A 17542-nucleotide genomic window follows, 5' to 3' on the forward strand; every position below is an offset into this window, starting at 1 on the left:
TGGCAGCGCACGGTCGCACCGGGGATTGTGCGTCCTGCGCGGGCCCCCGGTCACCGGTTCGGGGGTGTTCGCAGCAAGGTGGGAGACGCGCGGGCCCGCCGGGCGTACTCCGGGCCCGGGGCCTAGGCTCGCGGGCATGGCCAGGTACTTCGACGTGCACCCGGAAAACCCCCAGCGGCGCGCCATCGGCCAGATCGCCGATCTCGTGCGGCAGGACGGCCTGATCGCGTACCCGACGGACTCCTGCTACGCGCTGGGCTGCCGGCTGGACAACCACGACGGTCTCGAGCGGATCCGCTCGATCCGCAAGCTCGACAAGCGGCACCACTTCACGCTGGTCTGCCAGGACTTCGCGCAGCTGGGCCAGTTCGTCATCGTGGACAACGCCGTGTTCCGCGCGATCAAGGCGGCCACCCCGGGCAGCTACACGTTCATCCTCCCGGCCACCAAGGAGGTGCCGCGGCGGCTGATGCACGAGAAGAAGAAGACCGTCGGCGTGCGCATCCCCGACCACGTCGTCACCCAGGCGCTGCTGGCGGAGCTCGGCGAGCCGCTGGTGTCGAGCACGCTGCTGCTGCCGGACGTGGCCGAGCCGCTCACCCAGGGCTGGGAGATCAAGGAGGAGCTCGACCACGTCGTGGACGCGGTCGTGGACTCCGGCGAGTGCGGGGTCGAGCCGACCACGGTGGTCGACTTCTCCTCGGGCGAGGCCGAGATCGTCCGGCGCGGTGCCGGCGATCCCGACCGCTTCGCCTGAGCCGTCAGTCCACTTCGGACGTCCAGAGTGGATCGCGGCGCACCTGGGCCAGGCCCAGCCAGCGGGTGGCCTCGGCGCCGGTGGCCGTGACCGCCAGTTCGGTCAGCGGGCGCCGGCCGGTGAACAGCAGGCAGAAGTCCTCGGCCGGGCCCCGGACGCGGTCGGCCGCGTCGGCCGGCCCGAACTCCCACCGGTCGCCCGAGGGCGCGGTGAGCTCGAACCGGAACGGCCCGGCCGGCGGTGCGCCGTGGCCGGCGTAGGCGTCGTCGCGGGTGCGGACGCCGTAGTAGGCCACGTGCCCGACGCTGTCGTCGCGCTCCAGCCGCGCGCCCAGCGCGTCGGCGATGTCCTGGCCGCGGGCGAACACCGCGGTCAGCAGGGCCGCCGCGAGCGCCGAGGGCCGCATCGGCCCGCCGGGCCACCGGACGTCCACGGTCGCGGTGGCGAGCAGGTCGGTGGCCTTGCGGTGTTCCGAGCGCCAGGCCACCACGGCATCGCCGAGCATCCCCGAGTTCGTGATGCGCGGCGCGGACGCGCTTTCGTCGCCTTCGACACCGAGCACGATCCGGCGGGCGACGACGGTCAATTCGGCGAGGTGCCCGGTGATGACCCGGCCGACGGGCAGCATCACCGTTGTTTCGTGGCCGCGGATCAGCTCCGCGAGCTTGTCCGCCTCGGAGGCGAGGTCGGCGTGCACGTCTTGCATGGGGGGTGTCCTCCGAGCGGGGTTTTCGAAGCCGAGGCGTAGATGCTGCCCGGATGCCGGGGTCCGTGACCACTCGTGGATTGCGGTGCAGGATCGGTTATGTTTCGCGGGTACCGAACGTGGGGAGAGGGCATGAAGTTCTTGCTGACGATGCACATGAACCCCGAGGTCTGGGACGGCCTGACGGAGCAGGACAAGGACGACGTGATGACCGGCCACGGCGAGTTCATCCGCCGGATCCGGGAGTCCGGCGAGATGATCAGCACCCAGGCGCTCGGCGGCCCGGCCGACAGCGCGGTGGTCCGGGTGACCGGTGGCGTCCCGGCCGTCACCGACGGGCCGTTCGTCGAGTCGAAGGAGTTCCTGGCGGGCTTCTACCTCGTCGAGTGCGAAAGCCGGGAACGCGCCTGCGAAGTGGCCGCGATGATCCCGGACGCGAAGGTCGAGGGACTCGGCATCGAGGTCCGGCCGGTGGTGTTCTTCGCCGACGCGCGGACCGAGTCCGAGTTCACCGGGTGACCGGTCCGGCCGCGCTCGGCGAGCTGCTGCGGCCGCTGGTGCCGCGGGTGCTCGGTGTCCTCGTGCGCCGGTACGGCCAGTTCGACGCCTGCGAGGACGCCGTGCAGGAGGCGCTGATCGCCGCGTCGGCGCAGTGGCCGGCCGAGGGCGTGCCGGACAACCCGCAAGGCTGGCTCGTCACGGTCGCCACGCGCCGGCTGACCGACCTGTGGCGCAGCGAAAGCGCGCGCCGGCGCCGGGAAGAGTCCCTGGCCCTGCGGGAACCCGCGGACGCCGCCGCGGTCGCGGGGCCCGGCGAGGACCGGCCGTCCGATCGGGATGACACGCTCACGGTGCTGTTCCTGTGTTGCCACCCGGCGGTTTCCCCGCCGTCGCAGGTGGCGCTGACCCTGCGCGCGGTGGGTGGCCTGACGACCGCCCAGATCGCGAAGGCGTTCCTCGTACCGGAAGCGACGATGGCCCGGCGCGTCACGCGCGCCAAGGAGAGCATCGCGGCCGCGGGGTCGAGCTTCGGCGAGCCCGCGGCGGCCGAGTACACCGAGCGCCTGCGCGTCGTGCTTCAGGTGCTGTACCTGATCTTCAACGAGGGGTACACCGCGACGTCCGGCACCGACCTGCAGGTGCCCGAGCTCGCGCACGAGGCGATCCGGCTGACCCGCGCGGTGCGCGCCCTGCGCCCGGACGACGGCGAAGTGGCCGGCCTGCTGGCGTTGCTGCTGCTCACCGACGCCCGCCGGGAAGCCCGCACGGGCCCCGGCGGCGAGCTGGTGACGCTGGCCGAGCAGGACCGCGAACACTGGGACCGCGCGATGATCGCGGAGGGCGCGGCGTTGATCGGCCGCACGCTCGGCCGCGGCCCGGTCGGCGTCTACCAGGTCCAGGCGGCGATCGCGGCCCTGCACGACGAGGCCCCGAGCACGGAGACCACCGACTGGGTGCAGATCGCGCAGCTGTACGAAGTGCTGCAGGAACTCGCGCCCAGCCCGGTGGTGACGCTGAACCAGGCGATCGCGGTCTCGATGGTCGATGGCCCGACGCGTGGCTTGGAGCTGCTGGACACGATCGCCGGCGACAGCCGGATGCGGCAGAGCCACCGCCTGGACGCGGTCCGGGCCCACCTGCTGGAGCGCGCGGGCGACCCGGCGGCCGCCCGCGAGCACTACCGCCGCGCGGCGGCGCGCACGGCGAGCGAGCCGGAGCAGCGGTACCTCGAGAACCGGGCCGCACGCCTGGACTGAGCCCCCCGAGCGCCACTTCGGGTGCGTGGGGCGCACCGAACGCCACAGTGGGTGCGCCGGACGCACCCACCGTGGCGTTGGGGCGGCTCCCGGAATCGGGGCCGGCCACCGGAATCAGTGCAGGACGACACCTTCCTGCGGTTCCGGGGCCGCCGTCAGGCGGAACAGGCGGGTGAACAGCTCCAGGTCGCGCAGGTCGCCCTCGATCGAGACCTTGCCCGCGATCACCGCTTCCGCCGGGGTGATCTGGCCGCCGATCACGTCCAGCAGGGCCGGGCCCTGGCTGGAGCGGATGATCAGGTCGGCGTCGGAGTGGCGGCCCTCGGAGACCTTGAGCGCGCCGTCGTCGACCATCGCGTGCAGGATCATCGAGTCGTGGTACTGGATCTCGAACGTCACCTGGACGCCGGCCGCGGCTTCGCTCTGGAACGTCGTGTACAGCGAGAGGATCGCCGCGTCCAGGGTGAAGACGTCGTCCGGGCCCGGGTGGCTCAGCGAGCGCGCGCCCCACAGGCCGAGGTCGAGCAGGATGTGGTCGAGCTCGCTGCCGTACTCGGTCAGCTCGTAGACCAGACCGGCGTCGAGATCCGGGCGGATGCGGCGGCGGATCACGCCCGCCTCTTCCATCTCGTTGAGCCGCGCCGAAAGGATGCTCGGCGGGATCTTCGGCAGGCCGGCCTGCAGCTCGGTGTAGCGCTTCGGGCCGAGCACCAGGTCGCGCACGATGAGCAGGGCCCAGCGTTCCCCGACGAGCTCCATGGCGCGGGCGAGTCCGCAGAACTGTCCGTAGGTGCGGGTGCGTGCGGTCATTGATCCTCATTTCCGTTCGTGCGGTGGAAAGTAAGAGTTAGTGGTGGTCGCCCTCGGAGATGAGGTCGCGGTGCAGCAGCTGCAGCTCGTCGCACGGCTCGACGCCGAGCTCTTCGCTCAGCCGCTTGCGCAGGCTGCGGTAGACGGCCATCGCGTCGGACCGGCGGCCGCTGCGGCCCAGGGCGCGCATCAGCTGTCCGTGCAGCGCCTCGTCGAGCGGGTTGCCCGCGGTCAGCGACCGCAGTTCCCCGATCAGCTCGCGGTGGTTGCCGCTGGTGATCTCGGCTTCGATCAGCATGTGCAGGGTGTTGCGCCGCTGCTCCAGCAGCTCCATCGTGTACGGTGCGAGCACCGGTCCACAGTGGACGTTCGCCAGCGGCGGGCCGGCCCACAGGTCGAGCGCCGAGCGGAACTTGGCGGCCGCGGCCGGGTGCTCGCCGTGGCGCAGCAGGTCCTGGCCTTCCTGCTGGAGCCGGCCGAACCGGAAGACGTCGACCTGGGCCGGGTCGATCCGGAAGACGTAGCCGGGCGCCTTGGTGACGAGCAGCGACTCGTCGCCTTCGGCGAGACCGTTCTGCTCGATGCACCGGCGCAGGTGGTAGATGTAGGTGTGCAGCGTGGTCCGCACCGTCCGCGGTGGATCACTCGCCCACAGCTCCTGCGTGATCGAGTCGACGTGCACCATCTTGCCCGGCCGCATCACGAGCAACGCCAGCAGCTGCAGGATCTTCGGTGTCGTCGGCGCGTAGTCGACGCCGTCGCGCAGCACGCCGAGCGGGCCGAGTACGGTGAACTGGACCACACGTTCGGGTGGTCCGACGGGCTGTTGAGTCACGCCGACCAGTCCGTCCGATAGCTTGTTGTCGGAGTACATGCCGGGCGCCTCCAGTGTTCCTGCTCCGATGTCTCGAGCTCCCCAGTAAGCCTTGTCGAGCCGGATAAGTCCGACCCCGGGCTGTCCACTGTCGAATGTGACAGAGTGGCCGGGCACCAGCCAGTGAGCTGTCCACCAGAGTCAAGATGTGTTCTGCTCGGTGGTCCCGTGCGTTCCGCATGTCCCCCGCGGTCGTGCCGCACCCCTCGTGACCCGCTCGAGCCGGGCAAACCCCAGGTCCCGATCATCTCTGCAGGCCGTCGCGGGGGATCCGTGGCCGCTATCACTCGCCGTATCCGCGCGTCTGTCAGACCGGTCCCGTGCGCCGCGCACGCGCGGGGTATGCGTTACGCACACCCGGAACCGGATCCCCGCACGGGCGCCGCTCCGATCCTGCGGCGGCCTCCTGCGACTCTCCATCGGAGGTCCACCGACCTGCAAGGGACGGCGTCTTACCTGACGGAGATGGATTCTGACGCCGTAGGAAATTCGAGGTTGGACTGATGATCTTGCGATCGGTTGCGTCCGGGGGCGCCGACGGCGGCGAGCAGTCGGCTGGTGCAGAGCGGTACAGGCAGGAGCACGACCATGTGGTTCCGCCGGCCGTGCTGCGCGCGATCGAGATGATCCTGGATCGCTACTTCGAGCCGATCACGTTGTCGGCTCTGGCATCCGAGGTGTACGTGAGCCCGTTCCACTTCTCACGCATCTTCGCCAAGGCGACCGGGGTGACGCCCGGCCGGTTCCTCACCGCGGTGAGGCTGTTCGAAGCGAAGAGGCTGCTGCTGACCACCTCGCTGACGGTGTCGGACATCGTCTGCAGTGTCGGCTACAGCAGCGTGGGCACGTTCACCAGCCGGTTCGTCCGCGCGGTCGGGATGACCCCGACCGAGTACCGCGAACCCGAGGTCGGTGAGCTCCTGGTGGCTCACTCGGCGTACTTCCAGCGGCTGCCGTCGCTGCGGTCCCTGCGGGAGGCCGGCAGTTCTTGCGCGTCCCTGCAGTCGGGCAGCGGACGGCTGACCGTGCGGCTGGCGATGCCCGAGAACGCGGCGCCGGCCAACGTGCTCGTCGGGGTCTTCGCCGACGCCGTGCCGCAGAGCGGCCCGGTGGCGTTCGGCGGCCTCGCCGACACCCTCTCCGGTGAGGTGACGATCGACGGGGTGCCCGAGGGCAACTGGACGGTGATCGCGGTCGCCGACCACGGTCCCGTGCGGCAGACGCAGTCCGGTCCGCCGTTCACCATCGCCACCGGCTCGGCGACCGTCGCCGAGTTCGAGCCGGCCGAAGTGCGGATGAAGCTGCGTCCGCCGTCCCTGATCGACCCGCCGATCGCGATCACCCTGGCGTCGCGCCAGACGCCCGCCGGCCAGCGGATGGTCGCCGCCCAGCGGTCGCACCTGCGCTCCGTGGCCTGACCACCCAGACGAAGACGAGGACTTCCGATGTCGACTTTCTTCGGTGTGCTGCGCAAGCGGATGCTCGCACCGTCCCTGGCCTCCGTCGGTTTCGCGGAGCGCGGTTTCCCCGTCACGCCCACCACGGCGACGGCCCGGCTGGAGGCGGTGCCGCAGGCCGTGGTGTGCGGGTTCGAGTGGGCGATCGAGGGCGCGTCCCTGTGGGAGCTGCAGCGACGGCTCGCGCTCGTCGAACCCGAGCAGCGCGGGTTCGCGTACGAGGGCGCCACGATGGGGTACACGATCCTGGACGCGATGCCGGGCGGCGGCCGCGACCGCACGAAGGCACTGCTGGAGGGCCCAGGGGAGCCGCACATCTTCCTCACCTACATCGGGATCGGGTTCGCGATGGCGCGGCTGCCGCGTCCACTGTGGAAGAACATCCTGCCGGAGCTCGACGGCGTCCACCACCACCCGGTCATGAGCTGGCTGGCGGTGGACGGCTACGGCTTCGACCGGGCGTACTTCGACACCCGCAAGTGGGTCGACGAACAGGCCGAGCCGGCACCGTACCCGTGGGCGGGACGCGCGGACTACTTCTCGCGTGCTTTCGACCAGGGGGTGGGCCGGGCGCTGTGGTTCATCCACGGCGGCGTGCCCGAAGCGGTCGGGGCGGCGGTGGAGGCGTTCGCCGAAGCCCGCCGCCCGGACCTGTGGAGCGGGGTCGGGCTGGCGGCGACGTTCGCCGGCGGCGCGGACAAGGCGGGGCTCGAGACGCTGCGCCGCCTTTCCGGGACGCACTACGCGGAACTGGCGCTCGGGGTGGTGTTCGCGATCAAGGCGCGCACCTACTCGACGTACGTGCCGGAGCACAGCCGGCTGGCCGCGGGCGTGCTCGCGGGGCTCACGGTCGAGGCGGCCGAGGCGCTCGCGGACGGCACCGAGGTGCCGTTCGAGGACGTCGGCCCGGTGCCGCCGTACGAGCTGTGGCGGGCCCGGATCCGCGCCGAGTTCGGTGCGGAGTCCTTGCGCGAAGCCGGCTGAAGCGGGCGCTCGCAACTGTGGAGTAGACCCGTGACCACGGCTTATGTGAGCGTGGAAGGACACAGTGGAACTCGTTATGGAGTCCCGTTCCCACCCGATAAGGGGGAGAGTGCGTTGGGCAATGGTTGGCGTGCGCTCAGGCGCCGAATCCTGACACCGGACGTTTCGGAGACCTCGCTGGTCAAGCGTGGCTTCCACAGGAAGAGCCCAGCCGCTCAGGAATTGCTCGAGACGGTCGGCGAGAAGTTCCTCCTCGGCTACGCGCACGCGGTCGAAGCGCGTTCGCCCGAGCAGGCCGAAGAATGGCTCCAGCAGATTCCCCCGAAGTTCCGCGGGTTCGCCTACGAAGGCGCGGGAATGGGCTACGGCGTGCTCGACGGGCTGCCGTTCGGCAAGAGCTCGAACACCGCCGAGTTCCTGGCCGGCCCGGGTGACAAGCAGAACTACATCATCTACGTCGGCGTCGGCTGGGCGATGGCGCGGATCCCGCGGTTCGCGTGGCCGAAGGCCGAGGCCTTCGACCCGCTGCTGCGCTGGCTCGTGCTCGACGGCTACGGCTTCCACCAGGCGTACTTCAAGACCGCGAAGTACGTCGGGGAGCAGTTCCAGGACCGGAACTTCTCCTGGCCGGACCGGCGTTACGACGGGTACGCGCTGCGCGCCATCGACCAGGGCATCGGCCGGGCGCTGTGGTTCATCAACGGCACCGACGTCTCCCTCGTGGCCAAGGCGATCGAGGCGTTCCCCGAGTCGCGCCACGGCGATCTGTACGCCGGTGTCGGGCTCGCCTCGACCTACGCCTGCGGCGTGACGTCCGAGGAGCTGGGGGAGCTCGTCGACCGGGCCGGGATCCACCACGGCCAGCTCGCGCAGGGAAGCGCTTTCGCGGCCGAGGCCCGGATCCGCGGGGGCCTGCTGATCCCGGAGACCGACGTCGCGACCCGCGCGATCTGCGGGCTGCCCGCCGAGCGGGCCGCGGCGATCACCCAGGAGGTGCGTCCCGCGGTCGTCGTCGACGGCGACGACGTTCCGGCGTTCGAAACCTGGCGACAGCGGATCGCCGAGGAAGTGCTCACCCACGGAGGTAAGAAGAAATGACCGCGACCTTCGGCTGGCTGCGCAAGCAGCTGGCGGGCATCGTGGCGCTGGTGCTGATCCTCGGCCTGTTCCTGGTCGCCCGGCTGCCCAGTGTCTCCGCCGCCGAGCAGGATTCGATGGCGAGCAAGTTCCACTTCACCCCGATGGCGATCGCGCTGCCCGCGGCGACGAAGCAGCAGTCGGTCCGGACGGTGAACAAGGAGTACGAGCACATCTCGGCGTGGATCTCCTCGGTCGGCGCCGCGATCGCGCTCAACGACATCAGCGGCAGCGGCAAGGCCAACGACCTCTGCCTGGTCGACCCGCGCAGCGACCAGGTCGTCATCACGCCGGCGCCGGACTCCGGGCCGCGCTACGCGCCCTTCGCGCTCGACCCGGCGCCGGTGCTGCCGACGTGGGACTACATGGCGCCGATGGGCTGCGTCCCGGGTGACTACAACGAGGACGGCCGGACCGACATCCTGGCCTACTACTGGGGCCGGACGCCGGTGCTGTTCCTGCAGAAGGCCACCGCCACGAAGCTCGACGCCTCGGCCTTCCAGCCGACCGAGCTGGTGCCGGGCAACCACCGCGGGCCGGACGGGAAGTACAACGGTCCACTGTGGAACACCGACTCCGTGACCATCGGCGACTTCGACGGTGACGGGCACGTGGACATCTTCGTGGGCAACTACTTCCCGGACAGCAGGGTCCTGGACCCGAACGCCGACGGCGGCATCACGCTGAACCAGTCGATGTCGCACGCGACGAACTCGGGTGCGAAGTACATCTACCGCTGGACCGGCGCCACGTCCGGGGCGAACCCGACCGCGAAGTTCATCGACGCCTCCCAGGGCATCCCGGAGTCCGCGCGGCTCGGCTGGACGCTGGCCTCCAGCGCCACCGACGTCGACGGGGACAGCCTGCCGGAGCTCTACATCGCCAACGACTTCGGCCACGACCACTTCCTGTACAACAAGTCCACGCCGGGGCACATCGAGTTCGGCGAGGTCACCGGGGTCCGCGGGTTCGACGACCCGAAGTCCAAGGTGCTGGGGCACGACTCCTTCAAGGGGATGGGCGTCGACTTCGGCGACCTGAACCACGACGGCCTCTACGACCTGTTCGTCAGCAACATCACGACGTCGTGGGGCATCGAAGAGTCGAACTTCCAGTTCATGAACACCGCGAAGAGTGCCGCGGACCTGCGCACGCAGCTGAACGACGGCGTCGCGCCGTTCGACGACGTGAGCGGCTCGACCGGGACGGCGTGGTCCGGCTGGGGCTGGGACGTCAAGATCCAGGACTTCAACAACAGCGGGGAGAACCAGATCGCCCAGGCGACCGGGTTCGTCAAGGGCCAGGTCAACCGCTGGCCGAACCTGCAGGAGCTGGCCACGGCCAACGACGGCCTGCTGTCGAACCCGTTCTGGTGGCCGAACGCGCGCCCCGGTGACGACATCGGCGGCGACCAGACGTTCCACTTCTTCGTGAAGAGCCCGGACGGCCGCTACACCGACCTCGGCCCGCAGCTGGGCCTGGCCGTGCCGGTGCCCACCCGCGGCATCGCCGTCGGCGACACCGACGGGGACGGCCTGCCCGAGTTCGCGGTGGCGCGGCAGTGGGAAGCGCCGATCTTCTACCACAACGACAGCCCGAACCCCGGCAAGTTCCTGCAGCTGAAGCTGACCACGGACGCCCCGGTGGCGCCCGGCCCGCTGCCCGCGGCCGGCGTGCCCGCGATCGGCGCCCAGGTCACCGTGACGACCCAGGACGGCAAGAAGTACCTCGGCCGGGTCGACGGCAGCAGCGGGGAGGCCGGCCGGCGCAGCTTCGACGTCCAGATCGGCCTCGGGCAGAACGTCAGCGGTCCGCTCGACGTGCACCTGCAGTGGCGGGACCGGACCGGGCAGCTGCGGACGCAGGACCTGAAGCTCGCACCCGGTTGCCACATGTACCAGCTCGGCACCACGGCGATGGAAGAGATGTGACGGCATGACCACCCCGACGCTCACCAAGGTGGACACGGCGCCACCGAAACGGACGAACAAGGTCGTGACCGCGCTCAAGCGGTTCGCGATGTCGATCACGATCTTCAACATCCTCGGCTACACGATCCTGGGCTTCGAACAGCCGTGGCTGTACCCGTTCATCGCGCTGGCGACCGCGTACACCACGGAGATCCTGCTCGAGATCGTCAACGCCAAGGTGACCAAGCGCGACGTGCGGTTCACCGGCAACGGTTTCAAGGGGCTCATGGAGTTCCTGCTGCCGGCGCACATCACCGGGCTCGCGCTGAACATGCTGACCTACGTCAACGACCGGATCTTCGTGATGATCTTCGGGGTCGTCGTGGCGGTCGGCGCGAAGTGGATCCTGCAGGCGCCGGTGTACGGCCGCATGCGGCACTACATGAACCCGTCGAACTTCGGCATCACGATCATCCTGCTGGTCTTTCCCTGGGCCAGCATCGCCCCGCCGTACCACTTCAGCGAGCAGATCGCGACCTGGGGCGGCTGGCTGATCGTCGCGATCATCCTGATCTCGGGCACGGTGCTCAACGCGCTGCTGACCGGCCGGATGGTCCTGATCGCGGGCTGGCTGAGCTTCTTCGTGATCCAGGCCTTCGTCCGCGGCTGGCTCTTCGGCACGTCGATCCCCGGCGCGCTGGCGATGGGCACCGGGATCGCGTTCGTGCTCTACACCAACTACATGGTGACCGACCCGGGCACGTCGCCGTCGAAGAAGGGCTCGCAGTTCGCCTTCGGGGCCGGCGTGGCGCTGGCGTACGGCTTCTTCACCGCCGTGCACGTCTCGTACGGGCTGTTCCTGGCCACCGCGACCGTGTGCCTGATCCGCGGGGCGTTCCTGTGGAGCCTGCACTTCTCGAACAAGGCGCGGCTGAAGTTCGAGGCCGAGCAGGCCGACCAGAAGGCGAAGCTGGAACTCGCCCCGCCGGTCGAGGAGACCGACGACGGCAAGACCCCCGGAGCCATCGCAGCATGACCGGCTCGCAGCACGAAGCCCGGGCGGCGCGCACCGCGCCGCCCGGGCCGCCGCGCCGGGCGACCTTCCGGTTGCTGAAGCAGCTCTTCACCGACCGGCTCGCGCTCATGGGCGACAACGCCGAGGAGTACGGCGACGTCGTCCGCATCGCCATCGGGCCCAAGACCATGTTCCTGGTCAACCACCCGGACCTCGCCAAGCACGTGCTCGCGGACAACGCGGCGAACTACCACAAGGGCATCGGCCTGCAGGAGGCCCGCCGGGCCCTCGGCGACGGCCTGCTCACCAGCGACGGGGAGACCTGGCGCACGCAGCGCCGGACCATCCAGCCGGTGTTCCAGCCCAAGCGGATCTCCCGCCAGGCCGCCGTCGTGGCGTCCGAAGTGGACGGTCTGATCGAGCGGCTCGCCGCGCGCGAGGGCGCCGGGCCGGTCGAGATCCTGCACGAGATGACCGGGCTGACGCTCGGCGTCCTGGGCAAGACGCTGCTGGACGCCGAACTCGGCGGCTACGAGACCCTCGGCCACTCGTTCGAGGCCGTGCAGGACCAGGCCATGTTCGAGGCGGTCACGCTCAGCATGGTCCCGCAGTGGGTGCCGCTCAAGAAGCAGGTGCAGTTCCGCGCGGCGCGTGACGACCTGCGCCGCATCGCCGAAGAGCTGGTCGACCAGCGGCTCGCGAACCCGGTCGAGAACGGCGAAGACGTGCTGTCACGCCTGATCGCGACCGGCACCGCCGACAGTGCGTCACGCGAACGCATGCGCGACGAGCTGATCACGTTGCTGCTGGCCGGGCACGAGACGACGGCGAGCACGCTCGGCTGGGCGTTCCACCTGGTCGACGAGCACCCCGACGTCGCGCAGCGGCTGCACGAGGAAGCCGTGGAGGTGCTCGGCGACCGGCTCCCGGAGTACGAGGACCTGCGGAAGCTGACCTACACCGCCGCGGTGGTCGAAGAGGTCATGCGGATGTACCCGCCGGTGTGGCTGCTGCCGCGGGTCGCCCAGGCCGACGACGAGATCGGCGGGTACCACGTGCCGGCCGGGTCCGACGTCGTCGTCGTGCCCTACACCCTGCACCGGCACCCGGACTTCTGGACCGACCCGGAGCGCTTCGACCCGGGCCGGTTCGACGCGGCCAACCCGGCCGGGCGGCCGCCGCGCTACGCCTACATCCCGTTCGGCGCCGGGCCGCGGTTCTGCATCGGCAACAGCCTCGGCGTGATGGAGGCGGTGTTCGTGCTGGCGATGGCGTCGCGGGACCTGGAGCTGCGCAAGGTGCCGGGCAAGGTCGTCGAACCCGAGGCGATGCTCTCGCTGCGGGTGCGCGGCGGGCTGCCGATGACCGTGCACCGGCGGGCGGCGGAGCACCGCCGCGCCGCTTGACCCACACCCGACGAGGAGGTAGGCCCGTGGAACCCGAGGCCAAGCCGGAAGTTTCCGAAGAAGAACGCGTCAAGAACCTGACCCTCGAGGCCTACGCGGACACGATCGTGCCGGGGGAGAAGCGGTTCCCGGACGACCACGCGATCGCGGGCGTCTCGCCCGGCCCCGGAGCGGTGGCGGCGGGCGCGCTCGACCTGCTGCACTTCGACGCGACCGGCGTCACCGTGGGCCTGCCCTACCTCGCCCAGTCGCTCAACGACCACGCGAAGTCCTACGCCGGGGAGGCCGGCGTCGAGCTCGACAGCGAGCTCCCGGCGTTCGTCGGACTGCCCTACGCGCACCGCCGCGAGCTGGTGCGCCGGCTGACCGCGCCGGGGCACCCGGAGAAGGACGGCTGGGTCAGCCTCGCGCTGTTCTGCAACATGTCCTTCGACAGCGCGGCGCACCTGCACACCGCCGACGCCATCCGCGACGGCCACCCCGGCCTGCTGGCGCTGGGCTACACGGCGCCGGACGACGACGGGTTCTGGCGGTTCAAGAAGTTCTCCTACGGCCGCAAGCTGGCCGAACTCCACCCGGACACCACGGAATCGGGGAGCCCCGCATGAGCGCGATCGAAAAGACCGACGTCGTCATCGTCGGCAGCGGCTTCGGCGGCTCCATCCCGGCCTACCACCTCGCCGCCGGCGGGGCGAAGGTCGTCGTGCTGGAACGCGGCCCGTGGCTGGCGGCCGCCGACTTCGAGCACGACTACCTGCTCGGCTCGTCCTACACCCGGGCGTTCGACTTCGTCGTCGGCGACGGGATGAGCGTGCTGGGCGGCAACTGCGTCGGCGGCGGCAGCGTCGTGTACTTCGCCGCGATGCCGCGGGCACCGAAGTTCGTCTTCGACCGGCACGGCAGCATCGGCCGCCGGATGTGGCCCTCGGCCATCAGCCGCGACTCGCTCGAGCCGTGGTACGACCGCGTCGACGAGTCGCTCCCGGTGTCCAAACAGGACTGGAGCGACGTCTCCTACTCCGGCGGGCTGTGGGCCGCGGCGTGCAACCACTCCGGCCGCACGGCCAACCCGGCGCCGGTCGCGGTGGACAACGACACCTGCGTCAACTGCAACTTCATGATGGCCGGCTGCAAGTTCGACGCCAAGCGCTCGATGCTGACCAACTACCTGCCGGCGGCGCTCTCGCACGGCGCGCAGATCCGCCCGCTGCACGAGGTCCAGCGGCTGGAGCGCACGGAGGACGACGGCTACCGCGTCTACTTCGACCAGATCGACGAAGAGGACTACCGGGTGCACACCGGCAGCGGGGTGATCGAGGCGAAGATCGTCATCATCGCCGCGGGCGCCGGCGCGACGCCGGTCATCCTGCAGCGCTCGGAGGCGGCACTGGGCACCATGCCGCACGGCGTCGGCCGGTACTTCTCCGGCAACGGCGAGCGGCTCAACACCGCGATCATCGACGAGGACCGCGTCCGCGAGGTGCTCGGGCTGTCCCGTGAGGACGGTCCGGTCTACTCGGCCAACCACATCGGCAAGGGCCCGACCGTCGCGAACTGGGACAAGCTCGACGGCTCGCTGCCGGAGTACGAGCGCTACTCCCTGGAGCAGCTGTACTTCCCGCCCGGCCTGGGCACCATCCTCGCCCAGGTGCCCGGCGGCGAGGAGCCGCGCTGGTTCGGCGCGGAGAAGAAGGAAATCCTCAAGCAGTGGTCCAACTGGCTGACGATCTTCCTGATGACCGAGGACGACAACGAAGGCGTCTTCGGCGCGCCGCCGCCCACCGGCAACGCCTACCGCATCTCGCAGCAGATGCTCGGGCGCGGCCCGCTGCGCTACGAGCCGACCACGAACACCCGGCGCGGCTGGGCGCTCGCGGACGCCGACTGCAAGTCCATCATCGAGAAGGACGGCATCGCGAAGGTGGCGCCGTGGACCAACGACGTCGTCGGCGCGTACACCGTGCACCCGCTGGCGTCCTGCCGGATCGGTGACGACCCGGCGACGTCGGCGCTGTACGCGAACCACGAGCTGCGCAACCACCCGGGCATCTTCGTCACCGACAGCTCGGCGGTGCCGGGCGCGCTCACCGTGAACCCGGCGATGACCATCGCCGCGCTCGCCGAGCGTTCGGTGCCGAGCATCGTCCGGGCCGCGCAGGCCCGCGGCATCGACGTCAAGTACGGCGCGCCGGCCCCCGACGGGTCGATCACGGGCCGCCGGGCGGTGTCCAAGCTGGACCTCGTCGCCGGCAACTGACCGACCACACCCGCGAACTCGCGTACCTGGACGGCGAACACGCGTACCCGGGCGGCGAACTCGCGTACCCGGACGGACGACACGATGCCCGTGGCTGTGTCGTCCGTTCCGGTACGCGTGTCGTCCGTCCGGGTACGCGTGTCGTCCGCTCGGGTACGCGAGTTCGCTTGTTTTCTGGAGGTAGAGATGGCGCCCGGGTTGGTGCGGGTCGCGCTGCGGCGGACCCTGAAGGACGTCAAGCACGTCGAGGCCGTGCGGCCGCGGCGGGCGCGGGGCCTGGTGCGGGAGGTGTACCGGCAGGTCGAACGGGACTTCGGGATGCTCGCGCCGCCGATGGCGCTGCACTCGCCGTCGCCGGAGGTGCTGGCCGCGGCGTGGCTGATGCTGCGGGAGTCGCTGGTCGCGGCCGGGGTGTCGGGCCGGGCGGACCGGGAGGTCGTCGCGGCCGCGGTGTCGGCCGCCAACGACTGCCCGTACTGCGTCGAGGTGCACGCCATGGCGATCGGCTCGCTGGGGCAGCCGGACGCCGCCGCGGCCCTGGCCGCGAACGCGCCGGGCGAGATCGCCGACGACGCCACGCGCGCGCTCGCGGGCTGGGCGCGGGGCGCCGGCGACCTGCCCGAGGGGGTGTCGCCCGCGGCCGCCGCGGAGTTCACCGCCGTGGCGACCGCGTTCCACTACCTCAACCGGGTGGTCACCGTCTTCCTCGGCGACTCGCCGCTGCCGGACCAGGTGCCCGAATCGGCCCGCGGGACGGCGAAGGCCGTCCTCGGGCACTTCCTCCGGCCGGGGACACCGCCGCCCGCCGGGCAGTCGCTGGAGTTCCTGCCGGCCACCGGCGCCGACGGTCCGGACTGGGCCGAACCGGGCAGCACCCTGGCCGACGCCTTCGCGCGCGCGGGCGCGGCCTTCGAGGCGGCCGGCACGGACGTGCTGCCGCCGCGGGTGCGCGAGCTCGTCCGGCGTGAGCTGAAGGCGTGGGACGGCCGGCCGCCGGGGCTGGGCCGGTCGTGGGCCGACGGCCCGCTCGACGAGCTGCCGCCGGCGGAGCGGCCGGCCGCGCGGCTGGCGCTGCTCGTGGCGAAGGCGCCGTACCAGGTCGACGACCTGGTGGTCGCCGCCGCCCGCCGGGACCCGGCCGGCGACCGTGGCTTGATCGAGCTCGTCTCGTGGGCGGCTCACGCCGCGGCCGAGGAGCTGGGCCGCCGCCTTTCCCTGCGCCCACGAGGAGAAGACGTGTCCCGCGACGGCGGGTGATGATTCGGGAGTAGCTGATCGACCGGCCGGTCGAGCGCAGCACCGGGACACAGCCGAGAACGCGCCCGGGGTGCCGTCGTCGTCCCGGCCGATCGACCCGCTCCCCGGCGGCCGCCGCACCGCGGCTCACCCCACCCCCGCCCGTGCGCGGCGGCCGCCGGCCCCGACCTGACTGTCCACAACGGACCGACGATGGAAAGGACATCCGGTGACTGACACGACGGCCGTGATCGCCGACCTGACGACCGAGGCCGAGGGCGTGGACGCGCTCGTCGCCGGTCTTTCCGAGACGGAGTGGGACACCCCGACCCCGGCGCCCGGCTGGACCGTGCGCCACCAGGTCGGGCACCTCGGTTTCATCTTCAAGATCGCGGGCCTCGCCGCGGCGCAGCCGGACGCGTTCGTCGCGATGACGAAGTCGATCGGCGGTGACCTCGACGCCGCCGTCAACGGCGCGCTCCAGGAGTACCTGGGCGGCCCGGCGGAGGTCCTGCTGAACCGCTGGCGCGCCGAGCGCGACCAGGGCATCAAGGCGCTCGCCGCGGTGCCCGGCACCGAGCTGGTCCCGTGGCTGGTCAACCCGCTCCCGCCGTACGTGCTCGCGTGCGCCGGGATGATGGAGGTCTTCGCCCACGGCCAGGACATCGCCGACGCGCTGGGCGTCCGCCCGGTCCGCACCGATCGTCTCGCGCACCTCGTCGGCTTCGCCGTGCGGGTCCGCGACTTCGGGTACCAGGCCCGTGGCCTGACGCCGCCCGAGCAGGAGTTCCGCTTCGAGATCACCACGCCGTCCGGGCGGCTGCTGGCCTTCGGGCCGGAGGACTCGCCCGAGCGCGTCACCGGCAGCGCCGAGGACTTCTGCCTGCTGGTCACGCGCCGGCGGCACCCCGAGGACCTCGACGTGCGCACCGAGGGTGGCCTGGCCCGGCAGTGGCTGGAGCTGGCCCAGGCCTACCGGGGCCCGGCGGGCGAGGGACGCAAGCCGGGGCAGTTCACGGCTTGACTGTCCTGAATGGACGAACGGGGGCGCGGTGGCGGATTTGTCCGCCGTTGCGCAACTGGGCGCCGGGGCAGGCAGAAAGAAGAGGCTAGGGGCGCGGGAGTCCATGCTTGACGGGACTGCGCCGGGTGCCGGCGGCGGAATCCGCCGCCGGCGCCGAACAGAAGACTCGGCCGGGGGCGAGACCCGCGCCGGACAGCACCGGGAACCGTCGC

General features: G+C 71.1%; 16 protein-coding genes. 13 read left to right on the forward strand and 3 right to left on the reverse strand.

What is annotated here, in order from left to right; all coding sequences use genetic code 11:
* Positions 1-136: 136 nt before the first annotated feature.
* Entirely contained in the window at positions 137-757 is a 621-nt protein-coding gene (locus OG494_RS00125) for an L-threonylcarbamoyladenylate synthase (RefSeq protein ID WP_328450653.1), read from the forward strand.
* A gap of 4 nt (positions 758-761) precedes the next feature.
* Here OG494_RS00125 and OG494_RS00130 read toward each other — a convergent pair whose 3' ends face one another.
* Positions 762-1463, reverse strand: a complete 702-nt coding sequence (locus OG494_RS00130; protein ID WP_328450655.1) for a maleylpyruvate isomerase family mycothiol-dependent enzyme — start codon at positions 1461-1463, stop codon at positions 762-764.
* Between the two features lie 132 nt (positions 1464-1595).
* Here OG494_RS00130 and OG494_RS00135 point away from each other — a divergent pair, with 132 nt between their 5' ends.
* Together OG494_RS00135 and OG494_RS00140 are read left to right on the forward strand one after the other, a co-directional pair.
* A complete protein-coding gene (locus tag OG494_RS00135; protein WP_328450657.1) occupies positions 1596-1982 on the forward strand; it encodes a YciI family protein in 387 nt (128 codons plus the stop codon).
* Positions 1979-3220, forward strand: a complete 1242-nt coding sequence (locus tag OG494_RS00140) for an RNA polymerase sigma factor (RefSeq protein ID WP_328450659.1) — start codon at positions 1979-1981, stop codon at positions 3218-3220. The genes OG494_RS00135 and OG494_RS00140 overlap by 4 nt, the downstream gene beginning before the upstream one ends.
* Positions 3221-3334: 114 nt before the next feature.
* Here the strand turns inward: OG494_RS00140 and OG494_RS00145 are convergent, their stop codons facing one another.
* Both OG494_RS00145 and OG494_RS00150 read right to left on the reverse strand, forming a co-directional pair.
* Positions 3335-4030, reverse strand: coding sequence for a winged helix-turn-helix transcriptional regulator (locus tag OG494_RS00145; protein ID WP_328450661.1), 696 nt, complete (start codon positions 4028-4030; stop codon positions 3335-3337).
* Positions 4031-4067: 37 nt separating this feature from the next.
* Positions 4068-4904: an AfsR/SARP family transcriptional regulator gene (locus tag OG494_RS00150; protein WP_442874367.1), complete on the reverse strand. Its 837-nt coding sequence runs from the start codon at positions 4902-4904 to the stop codon at positions 4068-4070.
* Positions 4905-5494: 590 nt separating this feature from the next.
* Between OG494_RS00150 and OG494_RS00155 the strand changes: the two genes are divergently transcribed.
* The 10 genes from OG494_RS00155 to OG494_RS00200 all read left to right on the forward strand — a co-directional run bounded on the left by OG494_RS00155 (position 5495) and on the right by OG494_RS00200 (position 17330).
* Entirely contained in the window at positions 5495-6322 is an 828-nt protein-coding gene (locus OG494_RS00155; RefSeq protein ID WP_328450665.1) for a helix-turn-helix transcriptional regulator, read from the forward strand.
* A gap of 27 nt (positions 6323-6349) precedes the next feature.
* The gene (locus tag OG494_RS00160; RefSeq protein ID WP_328450667.1) at positions 6350-7345 is read left to right on the forward strand and encodes a DUF1702 family protein; all 996 of its coding nucleotides are present in this window, start codon (positions 6350-6352) and stop codon (positions 7343-7345) included.
* A 114-nt stretch (positions 7346-7459) separates the two neighbouring features.
* Positions 7460-8443, forward strand: coding sequence for a DUF1702 family protein (locus OG494_RS00165; protein ID WP_328450669.1), 984 nt, complete (start codon positions 7460-7462; stop codon positions 8441-8443).
* Positions 8440-10413, forward strand: coding sequence for a CRTAC1 family protein (locus OG494_RS00170; RefSeq protein WP_328450670.1), 1974 nt, complete (start codon positions 8440-8442; stop codon positions 10411-10413). Before OG494_RS00165 ends, OG494_RS00170 begins: the two co-directional genes overlap by 4 nt.
* Positions 10414-10417: 4 nt before the next feature.
* The gene (locus OG494_RS00175; RefSeq protein ID WP_328450672.1) at positions 10418-11428 is read left to right on the forward strand and encodes an enediyne biosynthesis protein; all 1011 of its coding nucleotides are present in this window, start codon (positions 10418-10420) and stop codon (positions 11426-11428) included.
* Positions 11425-12813: a cytochrome P450 gene (locus OG494_RS00180; protein ID WP_328450674.1), complete on the forward strand. Its 1389-nt coding sequence runs from the start codon at positions 11425-11427 to the stop codon at positions 12811-12813. The genes OG494_RS00175 and OG494_RS00180 overlap by 4 nt, the downstream gene beginning before the upstream one ends.
* A 26-nt stretch (positions 12814-12839) precedes the next feature.
* Positions 12840-13421, forward strand: coding sequence for a DUF5987 family protein (locus OG494_RS00185; RefSeq protein ID WP_328450676.1), 582 nt, complete (start codon positions 12840-12842; stop codon positions 13419-13421).
* Positions 13418-15070, forward strand: a complete 1653-nt coding sequence (locus OG494_RS00190) for a GMC family oxidoreductase (RefSeq protein ID WP_328450678.1) — start codon at positions 13418-13420, stop codon at positions 15068-15070. The genes OG494_RS00185 and OG494_RS00190 overlap by 4 nt, the downstream gene beginning before the upstream one ends.
* Before the next feature lie 186 nt (positions 15071-15256).
* A complete protein-coding gene (locus OG494_RS00195) occupies positions 15257-16327 on the forward strand; it encodes a carboxymuconolactone decarboxylase family protein (protein ID WP_328450680.1) in 1071 nt (356 codons plus the stop codon).
* Positions 16328-16535: 208 nt separating this feature from the next.
* The gene (locus tag OG494_RS00200; protein WP_328450683.1) at positions 16536-17330 is read left to right on the forward strand and encodes a TIGR03084 family metal-binding protein; all 795 of its coding nucleotides are present in this window, start codon (positions 16536-16538) and stop codon (positions 17328-17330) included.
* Positions 17331-17542: the final 212 nt, after the last annotated feature.

The sequence above is a fragment of the Amycolatopsis sp. NBC_00438 genome (genome assembly GCF_036026695.1).
Classification (GTDB): domain Bacteria; phylum Actinomycetota; class Actinomycetes; order Mycobacteriales; family Pseudonocardiaceae; genus Amycolatopsis.